Origin of the sequence: Leisingera daeponensis, from assembly GCF_019801465.1 — a bacterium.
Taxonomy (GTDB): domain Bacteria; phylum Pseudomonadota; class Alphaproteobacteria; order Rhodobacterales; family Rhodobacteraceae; genus Leisingera; species Leisingera daeponensis_A.
Window position 1 is genome coordinate 152,812 of record NZ_JAHVJA010000003.1, and the last position, 18,113, is coordinate 170,924.

Genomic DNA, 18,113 nt, shown 5'->3' on the forward strand with positions numbered 1-18,113 from the left:
CGGTTACTCCGCCGCTGGAAGAATGCGGCGGGAGCGCTGGGCCTGGGAGGCATAGTCTTCCTGCCATTCCGTGGGGCCGTTCGACAGGCTCACCTGCACGGCTGTCACCTTGTACTCCGGGCAATTGGTGGCCCAGTCCGAGAAATCGGTTGTGATGACATTGGCCTGCGTGTCCGGGTGGTGGAATGTGGTGTAGACCACACCAGGGCTCACCCTGTCGGTCAGCTCGGCCCGCAAGGTGGTTTCGCCTGAACGCGAGGCCAGCTTGATCCAGTCGCCCTGTTTCACCCCGCGGACCTCGGCGTCATGGGGGTGGATCTCCAGAAGATCCTGGTCATGCCAGACCACGTTCCCAGTGCGCCGCGTCTGGGCACCCACGTTGTACTGGCTGAGGATTCGGCCCGTTGTCAGAAGCAGCGGGAAACGCGGCCCTGTCTTTTCGTCCGTCGCCACATATTCGGTGACGATGAAGCGCCCCTTGCCGCGCACGAAGCCGTCCACATGCATTAGCGGCGTGCCGCCGGGGTGAGCCTCGTTGCAGGGCCACTGGACCGATCCCTTTTCCTCCAGGAGCGTGTAGTCGACGCCGGCGAAGGAGGGGGTGGTTGCAGCGATCTCGTCCATGATCTGAGACGGGTGGGTATAGGTCCAGCCAGCCCCCATCGCGTTGGCCAGCAACTGGGTCACCTCCCAGTCGGCGTAACCGTTCATCGGTGCCATCACCCTGCGCACGCGGTTGATGCGGCGTTCTGCGTTGGTGAAGGTGCCGTCCTTTTCCAGGAAGGTGGAGCCGGGCAGGAACACATGCGCGTAGTTGGCGGTTTCGTTCAGGAACAGGTCATGGACGATAACGCATTCCATGGCTGCAAGGCCGGCTGCAACGTGTTTGGTGTCCGGGTCTGACTGCAGGATGTCTTCGCCCTGGCAGTAAAGCCCCTTGAAGCTGCCGTCGACTGCCGCGTCCAGCATGTTGGGAATGCGCAGTCCTGGCTCCGGGTCGATTTCGACACCCCATGCCTGTTCGAAGACCGCGCGCACCTCGGGCAGTTTCACATGCCGGTAACCCGGAAGCTCATGCGGGAAAGAGCCCATGTCGCAGGAGCCCTGCACGTTGTTCTGGCCGCGCAGCGGGTTCACGCCCACGCCTTTGCGGCCGATGTTGCCGGTCAGCATCGCAAGGTTGGCGATGCCCATCACCGTAGTCGAACCCTGGCTGTGCTCGGTCACGCCGAGGCCATAGTAAATCGCCCCGTTGCCGCCAGTGGCAAACAGCCGGGCTGCGGCGCGCAGTTCTGCGGCCGGCACGCCGGTCAGCAGTTCGGTTGCTTCCGGGCTGTGGCGCGGGGCGGAGGCAAACTCGGCATAGACCTGAAACTCTTCCCAGTCGCAGCGGGTGCGGATGAACGCCTCATCCATCAGCCCTTCGGTCACGATCACATGCGCCAGTGCAGTGACCACGGCAACATTGGTGCCGGGACGCAGTGCAAGGTGGTGCGCTGCCTGGATATGCGGCGATTTCACCAGGTTGGTGCGGCGGGGGTCGATCACGATCAGCTCGGCCCCGTCCCGCAGCCGTTTTTTCAGGCGGCTGGCGAAGACCGGGTGGCCGTCGGTCGGGTTGGCGCCGATCACGATCACCACGTCGGTATGCTCGACCGAGTCGAAATCCTGGGTGCCGGCCGAGGTGCCGAAGGTCTGGCCCAGCCCATAACCGGTGGGGGAGTGGCAGACACGGGCGCAGGTGTCGGTGTTGTTGTTGCCGAACACACCGCGGGCAAGTTTCTGCACCAGGAAGGTTTCCTCGTTGGTGCAGCGGCTGGAGGTGATCACGCCAATCGACTTCTTGCCGTACTTCTCCTGCAGGCCGCGCATCCGGCTGGCGGCGAAGCCAAGAGCTTCCTCCCAGGAGACCTCGCGCCACGGCTCGTCAATGCTGTCGCGGATCATCGGGTTCAGGATGCGGTCCTTGTGCTTGGCATAGCCGTAGGCGAAGCGCCCCTTGACGCAGGAGTGGCCGCGGTTTGCCTTGCCGTGCTTGTAAGGCACCATCCGGACCAGCTCATCGCCGTTCAGCTCCGCCTTGAAGGAACAGCCGACGCCGCAATAGGCACAGGTGGTGATGACGGAGCGTTCCGGCGTGCCCAGCTCGATCACCGATTTCTCCTGCAGGGTCGCGGTCGGGCAGGCCTGCACGCAGGCGCCGCAGCTGACGCAGTCGGAGGACAGGAAATCATCCGCCGCGGTGCCTGCGCTGACACGGCTGTCAAATCCGCGGCCCGCGATGGTCAGAGCGAAGGTGCCCTGCACCTCCTCGCACGCCCGCACGCAGCGGTTGCAGACGATGCATTTTGAAGGATCGTAGGTGAAGTAGGGATTACTGTCGTCCTTGGGAACGTACTGCGGATTAGCTTCGCCGTTCTGCCGTGCTTCGAAGTGGTTGGACATGCCGCCGTCCGCCGGTGCCTGATACCGCACATCGCGCAGGCCGGTGGCACCGGCCATGTCCTGAAGCTCGCAATCGCCGTTGGCAGCACAGGTCAGGCAATCGAGCGGGTGGTCGGAGATGTAAAGCTCCATCACCCCCTTGCGGATCTTCTTCACCTTCTCCGACTGGGTCCGCACCACCATCCCCGGCGCCACAGGCGTGGTGCAGGAGGCGGGCGTGCCGCGGCGGCCTTCGATCTCGACCACGCAGAGGCGGCAGGACCCGAAGGCCTCCAGGCTGTCGGTGGCGCAAAGCTTGGGGATCTGGAAGCCGGCTTCGGCCGCGGCCCGCATGACCGAGGTGCCCTCCGGCACGGTGATGTCAAAGCCGTCGATGGTCAGGGTTACCGGGGCGCCCTCGCGAGCAGGCGTGCCCATGTCGCGGTCGTTGTCCCGCGGGATAATCAGGTCTTTCATTCTGCGGCCTCCTTTGCGGTGGCGAAATCGTCGGGGAAATGGGTAAGAGCGGACATCACCGGATACGGGGTGAAACCGCCCAGAGCGCAAAGCGAGCCGTCCGTCATCGTCTCGCAGAGATCGGTCAGAAGCGGGACCGCAGCGGGATCGCCTGCGGCAATACGGTCGATGGTTTCCACGCCGCGCACCGCGCCGATCCGGCAGGGGGTGCATTTGCCGCAGCTTTCGACGGCGCAGAATTCCATCGCGAACCGTGCCATCTGCAACATGTCTGCGCTGTCGTCGAATACCACGATGCCGGCATGACCGATCAGCCCGCCTGCACCGTCGAATTCCTCGTAGCCGAAGGGAGTCTCGAATTTGCCGCAGGGCATGTAGGCGCCCAACGGCCCGCCGACCTGCACCGCCTTGACCGGGCGGCCCGAGGCAGTCCCCCCGGCAATGTCCAGCACCAGTTCGCCCAGAGGCATGCCGAAGGCCGTTTCGAACAGCCCGCCGTATTTCACGTTGCCTGCAATCTGGACCGGAATGGTGCCGCGCGACCGGCCAAGGCCGAAATCGGCGTAATGATCTGCGCCTTTCTCAAGGATCACCGGCACAGTGGCGAGGCTGATCACGTTGTTGACCACCGTGGGGCGGCCCCTGAATCCCTCCAGTGCCGGCAGCGGCGGCTTGGCGCGGACCACGCCGCGCTTGCCTTCGAGGCTGTTCAGCAGCGAAGTTTCCTCGCCGCAAACGTAAGCGCCGGCGCCAGTGCGGATTTCCATGTCGAACGACCGGCCCGACGCCAGAATGCCGGCGCCGAGAATGCCATTGGCGCGGGCGATGCGCACCGCCTCCTGCATCACGCGGATGGCATCGGGGTACTCAGAGCGCAGGTAGACGTAGCCCTTGGTCGCGCCGACGGCGAGACCGGCGATCGCCATGCCCTCGATCAGGCAGAAGGGGTCGCCTTCCATGATCATCCGGTCGGCAAAGGTGCCGCTGTCGCCCTCGTCCGCGTTGCAGACAATGTATTTCTGATCCGCTTGGGCCTGCAGAACCGTGTTCCACTTGATGCCGGTGGGGAAGCCGGCACCGCCGCGCCCGCGCAAGCCGGACCGGGTCACCTCTTCGACGATCTCCGCGCCGCTCATGGCGGCTGCCCGGCGCAGGCCGGCAAGCCCGCCGTTTGCTTCGTAGTCGCTCAGGCTCAGGGGATCTGTCACGCCGCAGCGGGCAAAGGTGAGCCGCGTCTGCCTGGCGAAGAACGGGATGTTTTCAACCGGACCGAGACTGTCCAGCGTGCCGTCCAGCAGCGCAGGCACATCGGCAGCTGTGACCGGGCCATAGCCCTCGCGGCCTGCGCCACGGTCGATCTCGACCAGGGGTTCCAGCCAGATCATGCCGCGGGTGCCGTTGCGGATCAGGTCGATGTCCAATCCGCGGCTGGCGGCCTCGGCGGCGATTGCCGCGGCCACTTCATCGGCGCCAAGCGCCTTGGCGGCGCTGTCCATGGGAACGTAGATCTTCATGCCCCGGCCTCCGCCAGCAGTTTCTCCATGCGGGTTTCATCGACGCGGCCCAGAACCTTGCCGTCGACCATCGCGGCGGGGCCGCAGGCGCACAGGCCCAGGCAATAGACCGGCTCGATGGTGACAGCGCCGTTGCGGGTTGTGCCGTGCCACTCCACGCCCAGCCGGGCGAGCGCGGCCTCAGCCAGGGGGGTGGCCCCCATTGCCTGGCAGGCCTCGGCGCGGCAGATTTTCACCACATGGCGGCCTGCAGGCACCTCGCGGAAGTCATGGTAGAAGCTGATCACACCGTGCACTTCGGCCCGGGAAATGTTCAGAGCGTCCGCAATCAGCGGGGTCGCGGCCTCGGGAATGTGGCCGTAAACCTCCTGCAGCGCATAGAGGATCGGCAGCAGCGCCCCCTCCAGCTGCAGGTGTTCAGAAATGATGTTGCGCATGTCCGTTTCGGACGGCGCTGGCGTTCGTGGTTGCATAGCTGGCCTCCGGCAATTTGCCCAAGGAAAACCAGAGCGTGTATAGTCAGATCAATAACGCCGTTTCGTTGAGTGATAGAGGCCTTCTATCAGCGGGTCTCAGACATCCGCCGTGCCTCCGTAAGCAAGGCCTGTAAAACAGGGGTATGGGGCTCTCGGTAAGGGGCCACGAGGCCGACGGTATGGACGGCCTCCACGGCGCCCATCGGCACGATTTTGAGCGGTTTCCCGACCGCAAGAGAGCGCGCCATGTCGGCCGGCAGCACCGTGAGCCAGCCGCCGTCCTCCACATTTGCGGTCAGGACGATGGTGGAATTTGATTCGATCCAGGCCTCCGGGCTGACCCCTGCTTCCCGGAAATTCTTGTTGATGATCCGCCTGTTCTGCATGTCAGGCGTCAGCAGGCACAGTTTCTGGCCGTCGAGTTCCGCCCAGCCCACCGACTTTCGCTGTGCAAAGGGCGAATCGCGGTGGCATACCAGCATGTAATGCTCGCGGTAGAGCGGCTCTGAGCTGACTTTGCCCATGGGCTCGTTGTCGAGATAGGAAATGCCCGCATCGACAGAGAAATTTTCGATCATCGACAAGATCTCGGCCGAGGTGCGGGACAGGATCGTGAACCGCACCTTGGGGTGTTTTTCGCTGAACCGCGCGGTCAGCCGGGCGGCCCAGGTCAGCGCGGTCGGGATCACGGCAATCCGCAGCTGGCCGGTCAGGCCATGGCGTGTGAACCGCATCTCCTCTTTCAGCTGCCGCGTGTCGCCGACGATCTTTCTGGCCCAGTTCAGCGCGCTTTGCCCTTCCGGCGTCAGCCCGCCATAGCGCGACCCGCGGAAAATAAGCCGCACGCCAAGCTGGTCCTCCAACTGTTTGACGCCCGCAGACAGCGTTGGCTGGGTAATGCCGAGGGCTGCGGCTGCGCGCCCGAAATGCTCTTCCCTGGCGACCGCGATGAACATCTCAAGTTTGTCGAGCATGATGGAAATTCACTATCAAAGTTGTATGTTTTGGCATGGCTACCGCAATGATTGCGTCTTGGCACCACTGGAAACCGGCTTGGGCACCTGCTTTTGCGGCGCTGGCAGATTAAGACCTGCAGAGGGGAATAGCCCTTTGCAGGCCGTTCACGAGTATCTGGAGTTTCCGTCACTTGCGTGCGGGCAGGTACCAAACTGCTCCGCAACAGGGGCTTGCGCGGGCTGACGCAGGGCGGAGCGGATTCGTTGTTCAGCGCCGGAGGAGGAGCGGGGGCTGTTGCCTTGTCTGTGTTCTGTCTCCTGCGGGCCTTGATCTCCTTTGCCAGCCGGAGTTACAGGCGCAGGCGCGGCAATAAGCGGTTAAGCCTCTGAACTGGGTGAGATATTCCTGCAGCGCATGGCCCCGATGTGCATCCTGCATACCCTATGCGATATCGGCATTTCACAGTTCCGGTCCCGCGGGATAGCGTTTGCCGCATAATCACAGGGGAGTATGCCTAATGACGAAATTTGTCAGAAGCCTGGCGGCTGCAGCGGTGGTGGCGATGGCACCGGTTGCCTATGCCGAAACCACCGTGCGCGTTGCCTATGACGCTGACCCGGTCTCGCTGGATCCGCATGAACAGCTGTCCGGCGGCACGCTGCAGTTGTCGCACATGGTCTTTGACCCGCTGGTGCGCTGGACCCAGGACCTGCAGTTCGAACCGCGCCTGGCTGAAAGCTGGGAGCAGATCGACGACACCACCATGCGCTTCAAGCTGCGCAGCGGCGTCACATTCCACAGCGGCAACCCGCTGACCGCAAATGACGTGGACTGGACTTTTGACCGGCTGAAGCAGAGCGACGACTTCAAAGGTATCTTTGCTCCCTTTACTGATGTCGAAGTCGTCGATGACATGACCTTCGACCTAAAGACCGCGGAGCCTTATCCGCTGGTCCTGCACACCGCGACCTACATCTTCCCGATGGACAGCGCGTTTTACACCGGCACCACGGATGACGGCAAAGACAAGGCCGAAGTGGTCAAGCACGGCAACAGCTTTGCGTCCCGGAACGTTTCCGGCACCGGTCCGTTTGTGGTCTCCGAGCGTGAGCAGGGCGTGCGCGTCGTGTTCGACCGTTTCGACGGCTACTGGGATGCCGATGCAGGCAATGTCGACAAGATCGTGCTGACCCCGATCAAGGAAGACCCGACCCGTGTGGCAGCGCTGCTGTCGGGCGACGTGGACTTCATCGCGCCGGTTCCGCCGACCGATCTTAAGCGCGTGGAAGAGGCCGAGGGCGTTGACCTGATCACCATGCCCGGCACCCGCATCATCACCTTCCAGATGAACCAGAACCGCGTTGAAGCCTTCAAGGACGCCCGCGTCCGCAAGGCAATCGACTATGCCGTGAACAACGCCGGGATCGTTGACCGCATCATGCGCGGCTTCGGCACCGTGGGCGCGCAGGCAAGCCCGGCAGGCTACCTGGGCTACGACGAGGCCCTGGCGCCGCGTTTCGACCTGGAGAAAGCCAAGGCGCTGATGGCTGAGGCAGGCTATGCTGACGGCTTCTCGATCACCATGATGGCGCCGAACAACCGCTATGTGAACGACGACAAGATCGCTCAGGCGGTGGCCTCGATGCTGGCGCAGATCAACATCAAGGTCGACCTGCAGACCATGCCCAAGGCGCAGTACTGGCCGGCCTTTGACGAGCGCGCAGCGGACATGATGATGATCGGCTGGCACGCGGACACCGAAGACTCCGCCAACTTCCACCAGTTCCTGACGGCCTGCCCGAACCCGGAAAACGGCAACGGCCAGTACAACTCGGGCAATTACTGCAACGAGGAAGCCGATGCGCTGATGGATGCCGCCAACGCGGAAACCGATCCGGACAAGCGTGCGGAACTGCTGCAGAAGCTGGAAGGCATCCTGTACGAAGAAGCGGCCTTCATCCCGCTGCACTGGCAGAACCTGGCATGGGGTTCCAAGTCCGGCATGAACGCTGCAGAGATCGTGAATGCGCTGAACTTCCCCTACTTTGGCGATCTGGTCGTCGAGACCGGCAGCTAACCCGGATCTACAAAACACACCGGGGCGGCGCATCTGCCGCCCCGGCCACCCAGCCAGAAGAACTGCAGCCACCGGGCTGCGCGTGCGGGAGCTGTGCCAGATGGCGCATCCTGCGTGCTGAACAAATTCTACAAAGGTCAGGAAGATGTTTGCCTATCTCGCCAAGCGAGTGATCCAGGCGATTGCCGTGATGTTCGTCATCTCGCTGATCGCCTTTGCCATCCAGGGCAACCTGGGCGACCCGCTGCGCGAGCTGGTCGGCCAGTCCGTCTCGGAGGAAGTGCGCCAGCAACTGCGCGATGAGCTGGGGCTGAATGACAGCTTCGTGACCCAATACCTGCGGTTTGCAGGCAATGCCCTGCAGGGCGATCTGGGCACATCTTACTTCTTCAAGGAACCGGCGCTGGACGTCATCCTGAAGAAGCTGCCGGCGACGCTGGAACTGGTGTTCGGCGCGACGCTGATCATTATCGGTTTCTCGGTGCCGCTGGGGGTTTATACCGCGATCAAGCCGGACAGCATTCTGAGCCGTATCATCATGGGCCTGTCGATTGTCGGCATTTCGATCCCGGTGTTTCTGACCGCGATCCTGATGATCTTTGTATTCTCTGTGGAATACGGCTGGTTCCCCTCTTACGGGCGCGGCGACACCGTGCATGTCTGGGGCTACTGGCAGACCAACTTTGCCACCGCAGACGGCTGGATGCACATCATCCTGCCCTCGATCGCGCTGGCCTCGATCATGCTGCCGCTGTTTGTCCGCCTGATCCGCGCCGAGATGATGGAAGTGCTGCAGTCGGAATACGTGAAATACGCCAAGGCCAAGGGTATCAACCCGTGGCGGATCTACTTTGTGCATGCGCTGAAGAACACGCTGCTGCCGGTGATCACGGTAGGCGGGGTGCAGATCGGCACTATGGTGGCCTATACTATCCTGACCGAGACAGTGTTCCAGTGGCCGGGCATGGGCTTCATGTTCCTTGAGGCGGTGAACCGCGTCGATACCCCGCTGATCGTAGCCTACCTGATTGTTGTCGGCTTCATCTTCGTGGTCACCAACACCATTGTCGATCTGATCTATGGCCTGGTGAACCCGACCGTGAACATTGCGAGGATGGGCGCATGAGCATCGAAACGCTTTCCCCGAAACCCGAACCGTCGCGCTGGTCCAAGGCCTGGAACTCCAACATGGGCTACAGTTTCCGCCGCAACCCGGTGGCGGTGGTCAGCATGATCGTCTTCCTGCTGATCGCGGCGGCGTCCTTCCTGGCACCGGTGATCGCGCCCTATGATCCCTATGACCCGGGCTCGATCGACATCATGAACTCCGAATACCCGCCGGTATGGATCGACGGCGCGCTGCCGGAGTTCATGCTGGGCACCGACGACCAGGGCCGCGACTTGTGGTCGACGATCCTGTACGGCACCCGCCTGTCGCTGCTGATCGGCATCTGCGCGGTTGCACTGCAAGCGTTCCTCGGCATCTCCATCGGGCTGCTGGCCGGCTATGTCGGCGGCCGCCTGGACAGCCTGCTGATGCGGCTGGCGGACATCCAGCTGTCGTTCTCCACTCTGATGGTGGCGATCATCTTTCTGGCCGTGACGCAGGCGATGTTCGGCTCCGACACCTTCAACCAGTATGCGGTGATCTTCCTGATCGCAGTGATCGGGGTGGCGGAATGGCCGCAGTATGCCCGCACCGTCCGTGCCACCGTGCTGGCCGAGAAGAAGAAGGAATACGTCGACAGCGCCCGCGTGCTGGGCTTCGGGCCGATGCGGATCATGGTGCGGCACATCCTGCCGAACTCGCTGTCGCCGATTTTCGTGATCTCCACTGTGCAGGTCGCCAATGCGATCATCTCCGAAGCCTCGCTCAGCTTTCTTGGCCTTGGCATGCCGCCGAGCCAGCCGTCGCTGGGCTCGCTTATTTCTTCCGGCTTCGACTACATCTTCTCGGGCAGCTGGTGGATCACCGCCATTCCCGGCGTGGTTCTGGTGGTTCTGGTCCTTGTCATCAACCTGCTGGGCGACTGGATGCGCGACGTCCTGAACCCGAAACTCTACAAGGGGTAACGCGATGAGCCTTCTTTCCGTTCGCGACCTCACCGTCAAATTCGCCATGCGCGACCAGACGGTCACCGCACTCAACGGCATTTCCTTCGATCTTGCCAAGGGCGAGCGCTTGGGCATCGTCGGCGAAAGCGGCGCCGGCAAGTCAATCACCGGGTTTTCGCTGATGAACCTGCTGAGCCGCCCGGGCTATATCGACAGCGGCCAGATCCTGTTCGAGGGTGAGGATGTCGTTCAGATGAACGACAAGCGTCTTCGCAACCTGCGCGGCAACCGGATGGCGATGATCTTCCAGGATCCGATGGTGACGCTGAACCCGGTGCTGACCATCGGCCAGCAGATGATCGAAACCCTGATGGCGCACCGCAAGCTGAGCCGCGAGGAAGCGCGCCAGATCGCTATCGTCAAGCTGCGCGAGGTTTATATCCCGTCGCCGGAGGAGCGTCTGGAGCAATACCCGCACGAGCTGTCGGGCGGCATGCGCCAGCGGATCATCATCGCGATTGCTCTCTTGCTGGACCCGCAGCTGATCATCGCGGATGAGCCGACCACCGCGCTGGACGTGACCATTCAGGCCGACATCATGGAGCTGATGCTGGAGCTGTGCCAGTCCAATCAGGTGGGGCTGATCCTGATCACCCACGACCTGGGCGTGGTCAGCCAGATGACCGAGCGCACGCTGGTGATGTATGCCGGCCGCATCATCGAAGCCGGGCGCACCCGCGAGATCATCAATGATCCGCAGCACCCCTACACCCAGGGGCTGATCAACGCGCTGCCGCAGCAGACGGTGCCGGGCCAGCGGCTGAAGCAGATCCCGGGAAATATGCCCGGACTTGCCAGCATCCCCCCGGGTTGCGCCTTCAACCCGCGCTGCAAATACGCCACCGACCTGTGCCGTGCCCGGGTGCCGGAAATCGTGCAATACAGCGAGGTTGCAGTGGCCTGCCACGAGGTGCAGCGCCTGCACAGCGATGAAGACCGTCAGGAGGCACGGGCATGAGTGACGCAAAAACAGACCGCCCGCTCTTGGAGATCAGGAATCTGGAAAAGCGGTTCGACCTCGATCACGGTTTTCTGGAAACGCTCAAGTTCAAGAAAGGCAAGATCGTGCGGGAAAGCCGCTCGGTCCATGCGGTGAACAACATCTCACTGGAGGCCCGCAAGGGCGAGGCACTGTGCGTGGTGGGCGAGTCGGGTTGCGGCAAGTCAACCGTTGCTCGGCTTGTGGCCGGGCTGCTGACCCCAACAGCGGGGGAAATCCACTACGGCGGGCAGCGCATCGACAACCTGTCGCGCGGCGACATGCAGCCGCTGCGCAAAAAGATCCAGATGATCTTTCAGAACCCCTATGCCTCGCTGAACCCGCGAATGACCATCCGGCAGGCGCTGGAGGAGCCGGTGCGCCATCACTACCCCAGTGCTTCGGCGGCGGAGGTTCGCGACAAGGTGACAGAGGTGATGCTGTCGGTCGGCGTCGATCCCAGCTGGGCCAAACGCTACCCTCACGAGTTCTCCGGCGGCCAGCGCCAGCGGATCGCCATTGCCCGCGCCCTGACGGTGGACCCGGAGTTCATCATCGCGGATGAGCCGATCAGCGCGCTGGACGTGTCGATCCAGGCGCAGGTTCTGAACCTGATGCTGGAAGCCAAGGAAAGCCGCGGGCTCACCTATCTGTTCATCACCCACGATCTGAGCGTGGTGGAGCATTTCGGCACCCGCGTCGCAGTTCTTTACCTCGGGTCGGTTTGCGAAGTTGCGGACACCGCGACATTGTTCTCCAACCCCAAACACCCTTATACTCGGGCCTTGCTGTCCGCGGTGCCGCAGCTGAAGGACGACCGGCCGAACCATATCCGCCTCAAGGGCGAGATCCCGACGCCGATCAACCTGCCGACCGGCTGCCCGTTCCAAAGCCGCTGCGCCTTTGCGGACGCACGATGCAAGAGTGAAAAGCCCAAAGCCATTCACCAGCCCGATGGCAGCACCGTTGCGTGCCACGCCGTTGAAGAAGACAGGCTGGATGCGGTGGCTGCCGGCTAGGACGGGACGCCCAGTTGGATATCATCTGGCTAAAGGACTTCGAGGCTTTGGTCGCGTGCAAGAATTTCTCGCGCGCGGCCGAAGAGCGCAATGTCAGCCAGCCCGCTTTCTCCCGCAGGATCCGGGCGCTGGAGAATGAGATCGGTGTGCGGCTGATCAACCGCGAGACGCTGCCGCTGACCCTGACCCCGGCCGGGGAGGTGTTCCTGTCGCAGTCCCGCATTATGCTGCGCACCTACGAGGAAACCATCGAGCGCTGCCAGACCATCGATGCGGCGGGTGAAAACGTGATCCGTTTTGCCGCTTCGCAGTCGCTCTACATGACGCACTACAAGACCCTGATTGCGCCCTTGGCCAGCGAGGGCGGGGTGGATACCGACCTCAATTCCACATCTTGGGCCGCCGACCAGTTCGTCAGTGCGCTGCAGCAGGGCTATTGCGATGTGATCCTGACCTATTGGCACCCGTCAATGGATTTCCTGGGACCCTTGGAAGTTGCCAATTTCGAGTATCTGACGCTGTCCACCGACCGGTATGTGCCAGTTTCCCGCACGACCCCGGACGGTGCGGCGGAGTTTGCCTTCAAGACCGGCAGCAAGGACGCGGTGCCGCTCCTGTCTTACGGTGCGGTTTCGGCACTGCGCTCCGTGCAGGAGTTTGCCCTGACCCAGCTTTTGCCCGGACAGAAAGTGTTTGTCGTGAACCAGAACGCGCTGGCCAACAGCGTCAAGGCGATGATCCAGGAGGGCTTTGGCATCGGCTGGCTGCCGCTGAGCCTGTGCCGCCAGGAAATCGCCTCTGGCCGGTTTGCTGTGGTTGATGAACGGCTGGGCACCGATCTGGAAATCCGCCTTTATCGCGATCCGCGCAGCACCAAGCAGACGCTGGATGTGCTGTGGAAGCAGCTGAAACGCTCGGCGATGAAAGCGGCCTGAGCCGGGCAGGGCCGCGGCGTGTTCGCCCTCTGAATGCGCTGGCAGGCTTGCGGTAATTCTGTCATTGCTTGGGCAGGCGGACGGACTGCCGCGCGGCGCTAGCGGGGACGGGTGGAAATGCACTATCTCAAACGCGAGCTGTATGAGCTGGTCAAAAGCGACGAGGCGATTTTCGACTTTTTGCAGATCGGTTCGCTCGACGGGATCTGGTATTGGGACCTGGAAAACCCCGAGCATGAATGGATGAGTCCGGAACTCTGGCGTCTGTTCGGTGTCGACCCGGAGACCAAGGGCCATTTTGCCTCCGAATGGCAGGATCTGATTCATCCTGACGACCTGGCGCTGGCGCTTGAGAATTTCCAAAAGCATCTGGAAGACCCGGACCATCCCTATGATCAGATCGTGCGCTACCGCCACGCCAAGGGCCACATGGTCACCGTGCGCTGCCGCGGCCTGGCAATTCGGGATGAAAACGGAACACCGGTGCGGATGCTGGGGGCGCACAACGACCTGACGAAGCTGAAGGCGCGGGAGGCCGAACTGGCTGCGGCGAATGTTGAACTTGCCTCTGAAGTGGTGCGCGCCAATACCGCTGTCGAAGCCCGCACTGCCTTTCTGGCAACGATGAGCCACGAGATCCGCACACCGCTCAATGTGATTTTGGGGCTGTTCCACCTGATCAAGAGCGATGAGACGGCTTCGGGTAAAACCCGGGAGCGGGCCGATGTCGGACACCGGGCGGCGGAGATGCTGATGACCCATCTGGTCAATGTGCTGGAGGCGGCGCGGCTGGATTCCGATGCTTTGGAATTCGATCCGAAGCCGGTTGAGACAGCGAGCCTGACAGCGCTGTGGCGCGAGGCGCTCGAAGCTTGCACCACCCGTTACGGAAAGCCTTTGCGCGTCTGTGTGGACGCCCCGGACGGGCTGCCGGAAACGCTCCTGATCGACCATGCCAAGGTTACACAGATCGTGAACAACCTGATCGACAATGCCGTGAAATTCACCGCGCAGGGCAGCGTCTGCATCGTGCTGGAACATGACGCCGCGGCGGCATGCCCCGTCAGCATCACGGTGTTGGACACGGGGCCTGGCATAGCAGCGGAGGATCGCGGCCAGGCGTTTGAGCGGTTCCAGCAACTCGAAAGTGCAGTGTCGCAGCACAAGGGCGGGTCCGGGCTGGGCTTGTCCATTTGCGACGAACTGGCGGCGTTGATGGGCGGGACGCTGACCATTCTGGATCGTCCGCCGGACGGGTTCAGCCTGGGGATCAGGCTGCAAGTGCCCGAGAAGAAAAGCGGTCTCAGGAAAAGGTGACCACCTGCGGGAGGAGGCCTGCGTGCTGGCATTCCGAAGCGGCAGGATCGCTTTAGGCAACAAAAAAAGGCGCCCAAAGGCGCCTTGTTTTATTGGTCGGAGTGAGAGGATTCGAACCTCCGACCCCTGCCTCCCGAAGACAGTGCTCTACCAGGCTGAGCTACACTCCGACCGTGGAGGGCGAAATAGCCCAGGGCGCGGGGTTTGACAAGGGTGATTTCACAGAAAGATGCGGATTTCGGGATTTCTTTTTCGCACTGCAGGCCCGACGGCTGAAGGCCACGAAAAAGCCCCGCGCCGGGGGCCGGGCGGGGCTTTGATTTTTTCAGTTTTGCGACCGGAAATCAGAGGCTTGCGTCCAGAGCGGCAATCACCGCATCGCCCATCTGGCTGGTCGAGACCGGCTCCACGCCTTCGCTGGCCAGCAGGTCGGCGGTGCGCACGCCGTCAGCCAGGACTTTCTCCACTGCGGCTTCCAGCCGGTCGGCTTCAGCGCCCTGGTCAAAGCTGTAGCGCAGCGCCATGGCAAAGCTCAGGATGCAGGCGATCGGGTTCGCCTTGCCTTGGCCTGCGATATCGGGGGCGGAGCCGTGCACGGGTTCATACAGCGCCTTGGGGCGGCCGTTGGCCATCGGCGCACCGAGCGAGGCGGAAGGCAGCATGCCAAGGCTGCCGGTCAGCATCGCGGCGCAGTCGGACAGGATGTCGCCGAACAGGTTGTCGGTCAGGATGACGTCGAACTGCTTGGGCGCGCGCACCAGTTGCATGGCGCCGTTGTCGGCATACATGTGGCTGAGCTCGACCTCGGGGTAGTCCTTGCCGACGCGGGTCACCACCTCGCGCCACAGGATCCCGGATTCCATCACGTTGGCCTTCTCCATCGAGCAGACTTTTTTGTTGCGGCGCATCGCCAGCTCAAACGCCGAACGGGCGGCACGCTCGATCTCGGACTCAGTGTAGCGCTGGGTGTTGATGCCGACGCGCTCGTTGCCTTCCTCGAAGATGCCGCGCGGCTCGCCGAAGTAGACGCCGGAGGTCAGCTCGCGCACAATCATGATGTCGAGGCCGGCAACGATGTCCTTCTTCAGCGAGGAGAAGTCCGCCAGCGCGTCAAAGCACTGCGCCGGGCGCAGGTTGGAATAGAGATCCATCTCCTTGCGCAGGCGCAAGAGGCCGCGCTCGGGTTTCACCGAGAAGTCCAGATCGTCATAGGCGGGGCCGCCCACGGCGCCGAGCAGCACCGCGTCGACTTCCTGCGCCTTGGCCATGGTCTCATCCGCCAGCGGCTTGCCATGCTTGTCATAGGCGGCGCCGCCGACCAGATCCTCGCTCACATCGAACTGCAGGCCGCGCTTGTCGCCGAACCAGGTGATGATCTTGCGCACCTCGGTCATGACTTCGGGGCCGATCCCGTCTCCGGGCAGAATCAGAATCGATGGGTTGGGCATGGGGATCCTCCTAAAAACAGCTGGCACGGGCGTAGCGGGACAGCGGAGCAGGGTCAATAACGGCCCTTGGGAATAAAGGGCAAAGATGAGGATTTGCCCGCGCAATGAAGTTGTGGCAGGCTGGTCAGTCCAGCAGCAAATCCACCCAGACCAGCCGATGGCGGCTGGCGATCGCCGCGGGGTCGTCCGGTCCATCCGGCCAAACCACGCCGCCGCCGGTTACCGTAAGCTCGGCAGAGGCGAGCACATAATCTACCCGCATGGGGCCCGCATTCTGCCATTCCACAGTAGCGGTGCCGCCCTGCGGGCTTTGCGGGCGCGGGTCCTGCAAGCGCGGGTCCGCCAGCAGGCTGCGGATGGCTGCCTTGTGGCCCTCGCCGTGCTCCGGGTCGAGATTGGCGTCTCCGGCAATCACAAAGGGACCTTCAGGCGCGGGCCCAAGCTGGCCGTCCAGCAGCAGCTGCCACAGGCGGATTTCGTCACGGTTGCGCAAACCATTGCGGTCTTCCGGCCCGTCAAACAGCGGTGGAGTGGCATGAAAGGTCATGACATTCAGGCGGCTGCCATCCGGCAGTTGCAGCGGCACCATCCAATGGGCGGTGGCGGACAGGCGCTGTACTGCTTGCGCTTCGGGCGAAGGGAATGGGCTTCCGTCCGGGTGCTGCGGCAGCAAGGCGCCGGGCAGGTTCCGCCACAGGAGCGCGCTGAAGTCACGGATGCCTGCGCGGCCGACCGGCAGCCGCGACAGCAGCGCGATGCCGCCCTGGCCGCGGAACCGTCCATAGCCCTGGTTGTCGCGCGGCTCGCCGGCTTTGCCGTTGCCATCCATGTCCAGCGGAGCAGGCGGCGGCAGGCCGGAATTGGGCTGCAGCGCAACGTGGTAAGGGTAGTCCAGCCCTTGGTCCGCCAGCCGTGCAGTCAGCGCTGCCAGAGCCCGGCCCTCGTAATCCCAGTCGATGCCTTGCAGCGCCAGGACATCCGGCCGGGCGGCGGCGATCACAGCCGTCACCGCGGCAATCTGCGGATCCTTGCCGCGCTCGATATCGCGCAGCAGCAGGCCTGGGCCCTTGCGGGAAAGTTCAGTGTTGAAGGTCGCGATCCGGAGCGTGTCCGCCCAGCCCGGCCCGGCGGCATGGATCAGGAGAAGAACCGCCGCCAGCCGCCTCATGCGGTTTGCAGGGTCTCGTCGGGATCAGCACAGGCAGCGCGGCGTTTCTGTGCGATCAGCCCGGCGATGCGCAGCATCGCCATGCCGCGCATGATCATCGAGGCCGGCACCAGCGCCCAGGCGCTGATCACCCAGATCAGCATGTGCGGCGCGGCCAGCATGCCCGGATCCACCAGGCCTGAGGCGAGCTTGACCGCGGCGGGCAGGGCAAAGGGCAGGAGAACGCCGCCAACGATGTTGACACGCCCGTCGCGCTGCAGCCGCTGAACCACGTCGCCGCCGGTGGTGGGATCGAACAGCGGCAGGTTGACCCAGACGTTGAAAGCGCCGCTGCCCACAGGCCAGTGGCCGACCCGGACCACCAGCGCAAAGATGGCGATAGCGGTCGCCGCCACCGCACTGGCGAGCCCGGCTGCATCCCGCACTGTCAAAATCAGCGCTTCCGGCACCTGCGGCGGCATCATCAGCACCGTCAGCTGCACCGGGGAGTAGGCGAAGTCGAGCTGGCCGCCCAGCCAGCCGCCCAGACGCTGCACAAGGGCTGTCAGCCCGGTCGGCGCCAGTGGGTGCGCTGCCAGCAGGCTCAGCGCGCCGACAGTAACTGCTGCGGCTCCAAAGCGCATCCGGTTGATCGGCGGAGCGTTGCGGAATTCGACAAAACTGGGGAAAAGGGAGGCGTATTCGCTGAAGGCCAAGGCTGATCCCAGCAGCGCGATAAACAGGATGATCTCCGGGGACTCGGTGGCGGATGCCGGCAGAATCAGCGTCGGCATCGCAAAAAGCATGGCCACCAGTATGCCGCGGAACGCCGCGCCTGTGATGCGTGCAAACACGTCTTACATTCCCTTCAAACCGGTGCGGGCGTTGTTTGCCTCTCGTGTCCGGATTTGAAGCCCCCCGGGAAGCGGTCCAGGGCGCTCTGCCTCATTTTCGCCCCATTGTGGCCGGCTGGCGGCTCTCCGCTCAAGGGGCAGCTGCAGGCAAGGGGCCACTTTCCCGGACGCACTGGTGCGGGTTTGCATCAGGGTTTTGCTTCTATTTGAGGGGCTTGGCCGAGTGCATACCAGATGATGTGTGCCCGCGCGCCAAGAGCACAATTAAGGCACCGGTCCGCAATTAAGGCGGAAATGCGGCGCGAATCTGGCGGGGCAAAAGAAAACCGCCCCAGGGCAGGGCGGTTTCCAAATTGTTCAACGGTCAGGTCCGG

The 18,113-nt window shown here is 63.1% G+C and carries 14 protein-coding genes and 1 tRNA gene; 7 read left to right on the plus strand and 8 right to left on the minus strand.

Annotated features, from left to right (window positions below):
* Nucleotides 1-3: 3 nt before the first annotated feature.
* From fdhF to KUV26_RS09090, 4 genes are all read right to left on the minus strand, one after another.
* The gene (gene fdhF, locus KUV26_RS09075) at nucleotides 4-2,901 is read right to left on the minus strand and encodes a formate dehydrogenase subunit alpha (RefSeq protein WP_222508108.1); all 2,898 of its coding nucleotides are present in this window, start codon (nucleotides 2,899-2,901) and stop codon (nucleotides 4-6) included.
* Nucleotides 2,898-4,415 (minus strand): formate dehydrogenase beta subunit, encoded by a 1,518-nt coding sequence (locus KUV26_RS09080; RefSeq protein WP_222508109.1) that lies wholly within the window; start codon nucleotides 4,413-4,415, stop codon nucleotides 2,898-2,900. Before KUV26_RS09080 ends, fdhF begins: the two co-directional genes overlap by 4 nt.
* Complete coding sequence (locus KUV26_RS09085; protein WP_222508110.1) at nucleotides 4,412-4,888, minus strand: formate dehydrogenase subunit gamma; 477 nt, start codon at nucleotides 4,886-4,888, stop codon at nucleotides 4,412-4,414. Before KUV26_RS09085 ends, KUV26_RS09080 begins: the two co-directional genes overlap by 4 nt.
* 89 nt (nucleotides 4,889-4,977) lie before the next feature.
* Nucleotides 4,978-5,865, minus strand: a complete 888-nt coding sequence (locus KUV26_RS09090) for a LysR family transcriptional regulator (protein WP_222508111.1) — start codon at nucleotides 5,863-5,865, stop codon at nucleotides 4,978-4,980.
* A gap of 500 nt (nucleotides 5,866-6,365) precedes the next feature.
* Between KUV26_RS09090 and KUV26_RS09095 the strand changes: the two genes are divergently transcribed.
* The 7 genes from KUV26_RS09095 (at nucleotide 6,366) to KUV26_RS09125 (ending at nucleotide 14,290) form a co-directional block, all read left to right on the plus strand.
* Entirely contained in the window at nucleotides 6,366-7,925 is a 1,560-nt protein-coding gene (locus tag KUV26_RS09095) for an ABC transporter substrate-binding protein (RefSeq protein WP_222508112.1), read from the plus strand.
* A gap of 145 nt (nucleotides 7,926-8,070) precedes the next feature.
* Nucleotides 8,071-9,051 carry an ABC transporter permease gene (locus KUV26_RS09100; RefSeq protein WP_222508113.1) on the plus strand — a complete coding sequence of 327 codons (981 nt, stop codon included), beginning with the start codon at nucleotides 8,071-8,073 and terminating at the stop codon, nucleotides 9,049-9,051.
* On the plus strand, nucleotides 9,048-9,998 hold the full coding sequence (locus tag KUV26_RS09105) for an ABC transporter permease (protein WP_222508114.1): 951 nt from the start codon (nucleotides 9,048-9,050) through the stop codon (nucleotides 9,996-9,998). Before KUV26_RS09100 ends, KUV26_RS09105 begins: the two co-directional genes overlap by 4 nt.
* 4 nt (nucleotides 9,999-10,002) lie before the next feature.
* Entirely contained in the window at nucleotides 10,003-10,998 is a 996-nt protein-coding gene (locus tag KUV26_RS09110) for an ABC transporter ATP-binding protein (RefSeq protein ID WP_222508115.1), read from the plus strand.
* Nucleotides 10,995-12,038: an ABC transporter ATP-binding protein gene (locus KUV26_RS09115; protein ID WP_222503224.1), complete on the plus strand. Its 1,044-nt coding sequence runs from the start codon at nucleotides 10,995-10,997 to the stop codon at nucleotides 12,036-12,038. The genes KUV26_RS09110 and KUV26_RS09115 overlap by 4 nt, the downstream gene beginning before the upstream one ends.
* Before the next feature lie 14 nt (nucleotides 12,039-12,052).
* Nucleotides 12,053-12,973, plus strand: a complete 921-nt coding sequence (locus tag KUV26_RS09120; RefSeq protein ID WP_222503225.1) for a LysR family transcriptional regulator — start codon at nucleotides 12,053-12,055, stop codon at nucleotides 12,971-12,973.
* Between the two features lie 117 nt (nucleotides 12,974-13,090).
* Nucleotides 13,091-14,290 carry a PAS domain-containing hybrid sensor histidine kinase/response regulator gene (locus KUV26_RS09125; RefSeq protein ID WP_222508116.1) on the plus strand — a complete coding sequence of 400 codons (1,200 nt, stop codon included), beginning with the start codon at nucleotides 13,091-13,093 and terminating at the stop codon, nucleotides 14,288-14,290.
* A 93-nt stretch (nucleotides 14,291-14,383) separates the two neighbouring features.
* Here KUV26_RS09125 and KUV26_RS09130 read toward each other — a convergent pair.
* The 4 genes from KUV26_RS09130 to KUV26_RS09145 form a co-directional block, all read right to left on the minus strand.
* Nucleotides 14,384-14,460: transfer RNA gene (locus KUV26_RS09130), tRNA-Pro, on the minus strand.
* A gap of 174 nt (nucleotides 14,461-14,634) precedes the next feature.
* Complete coding sequence (gene leuB, locus KUV26_RS09135) at nucleotides 14,635-15,738, minus strand: 3-isopropylmalate dehydrogenase (RefSeq protein WP_222503227.1); 1,104 nt, start codon at nucleotides 15,736-15,738, stop codon at nucleotides 14,635-14,637.
* 124 nt (nucleotides 15,739-15,862) lie between these two features.
* Nucleotides 15,863-16,906 (minus strand): endonuclease/exonuclease/phosphatase family protein, encoded by a 1,044-nt coding sequence (locus KUV26_RS09140; RefSeq protein WP_222508117.1) that lies wholly within the window; start codon nucleotides 16,904-16,906, stop codon nucleotides 15,863-15,865.
* Nucleotides 16,903-17,739, minus strand: coding sequence for a hypothetical protein (locus KUV26_RS09145; protein WP_222508118.1), 837 nt, complete (start codon nucleotides 17,737-17,739; stop codon nucleotides 16,903-16,905). The genes KUV26_RS09140 and KUV26_RS09145 overlap by 4 nt, the downstream gene beginning before the upstream one ends.
* Between the last annotated feature and the right edge of the window lie 374 nt (nucleotides 17,740-18,113).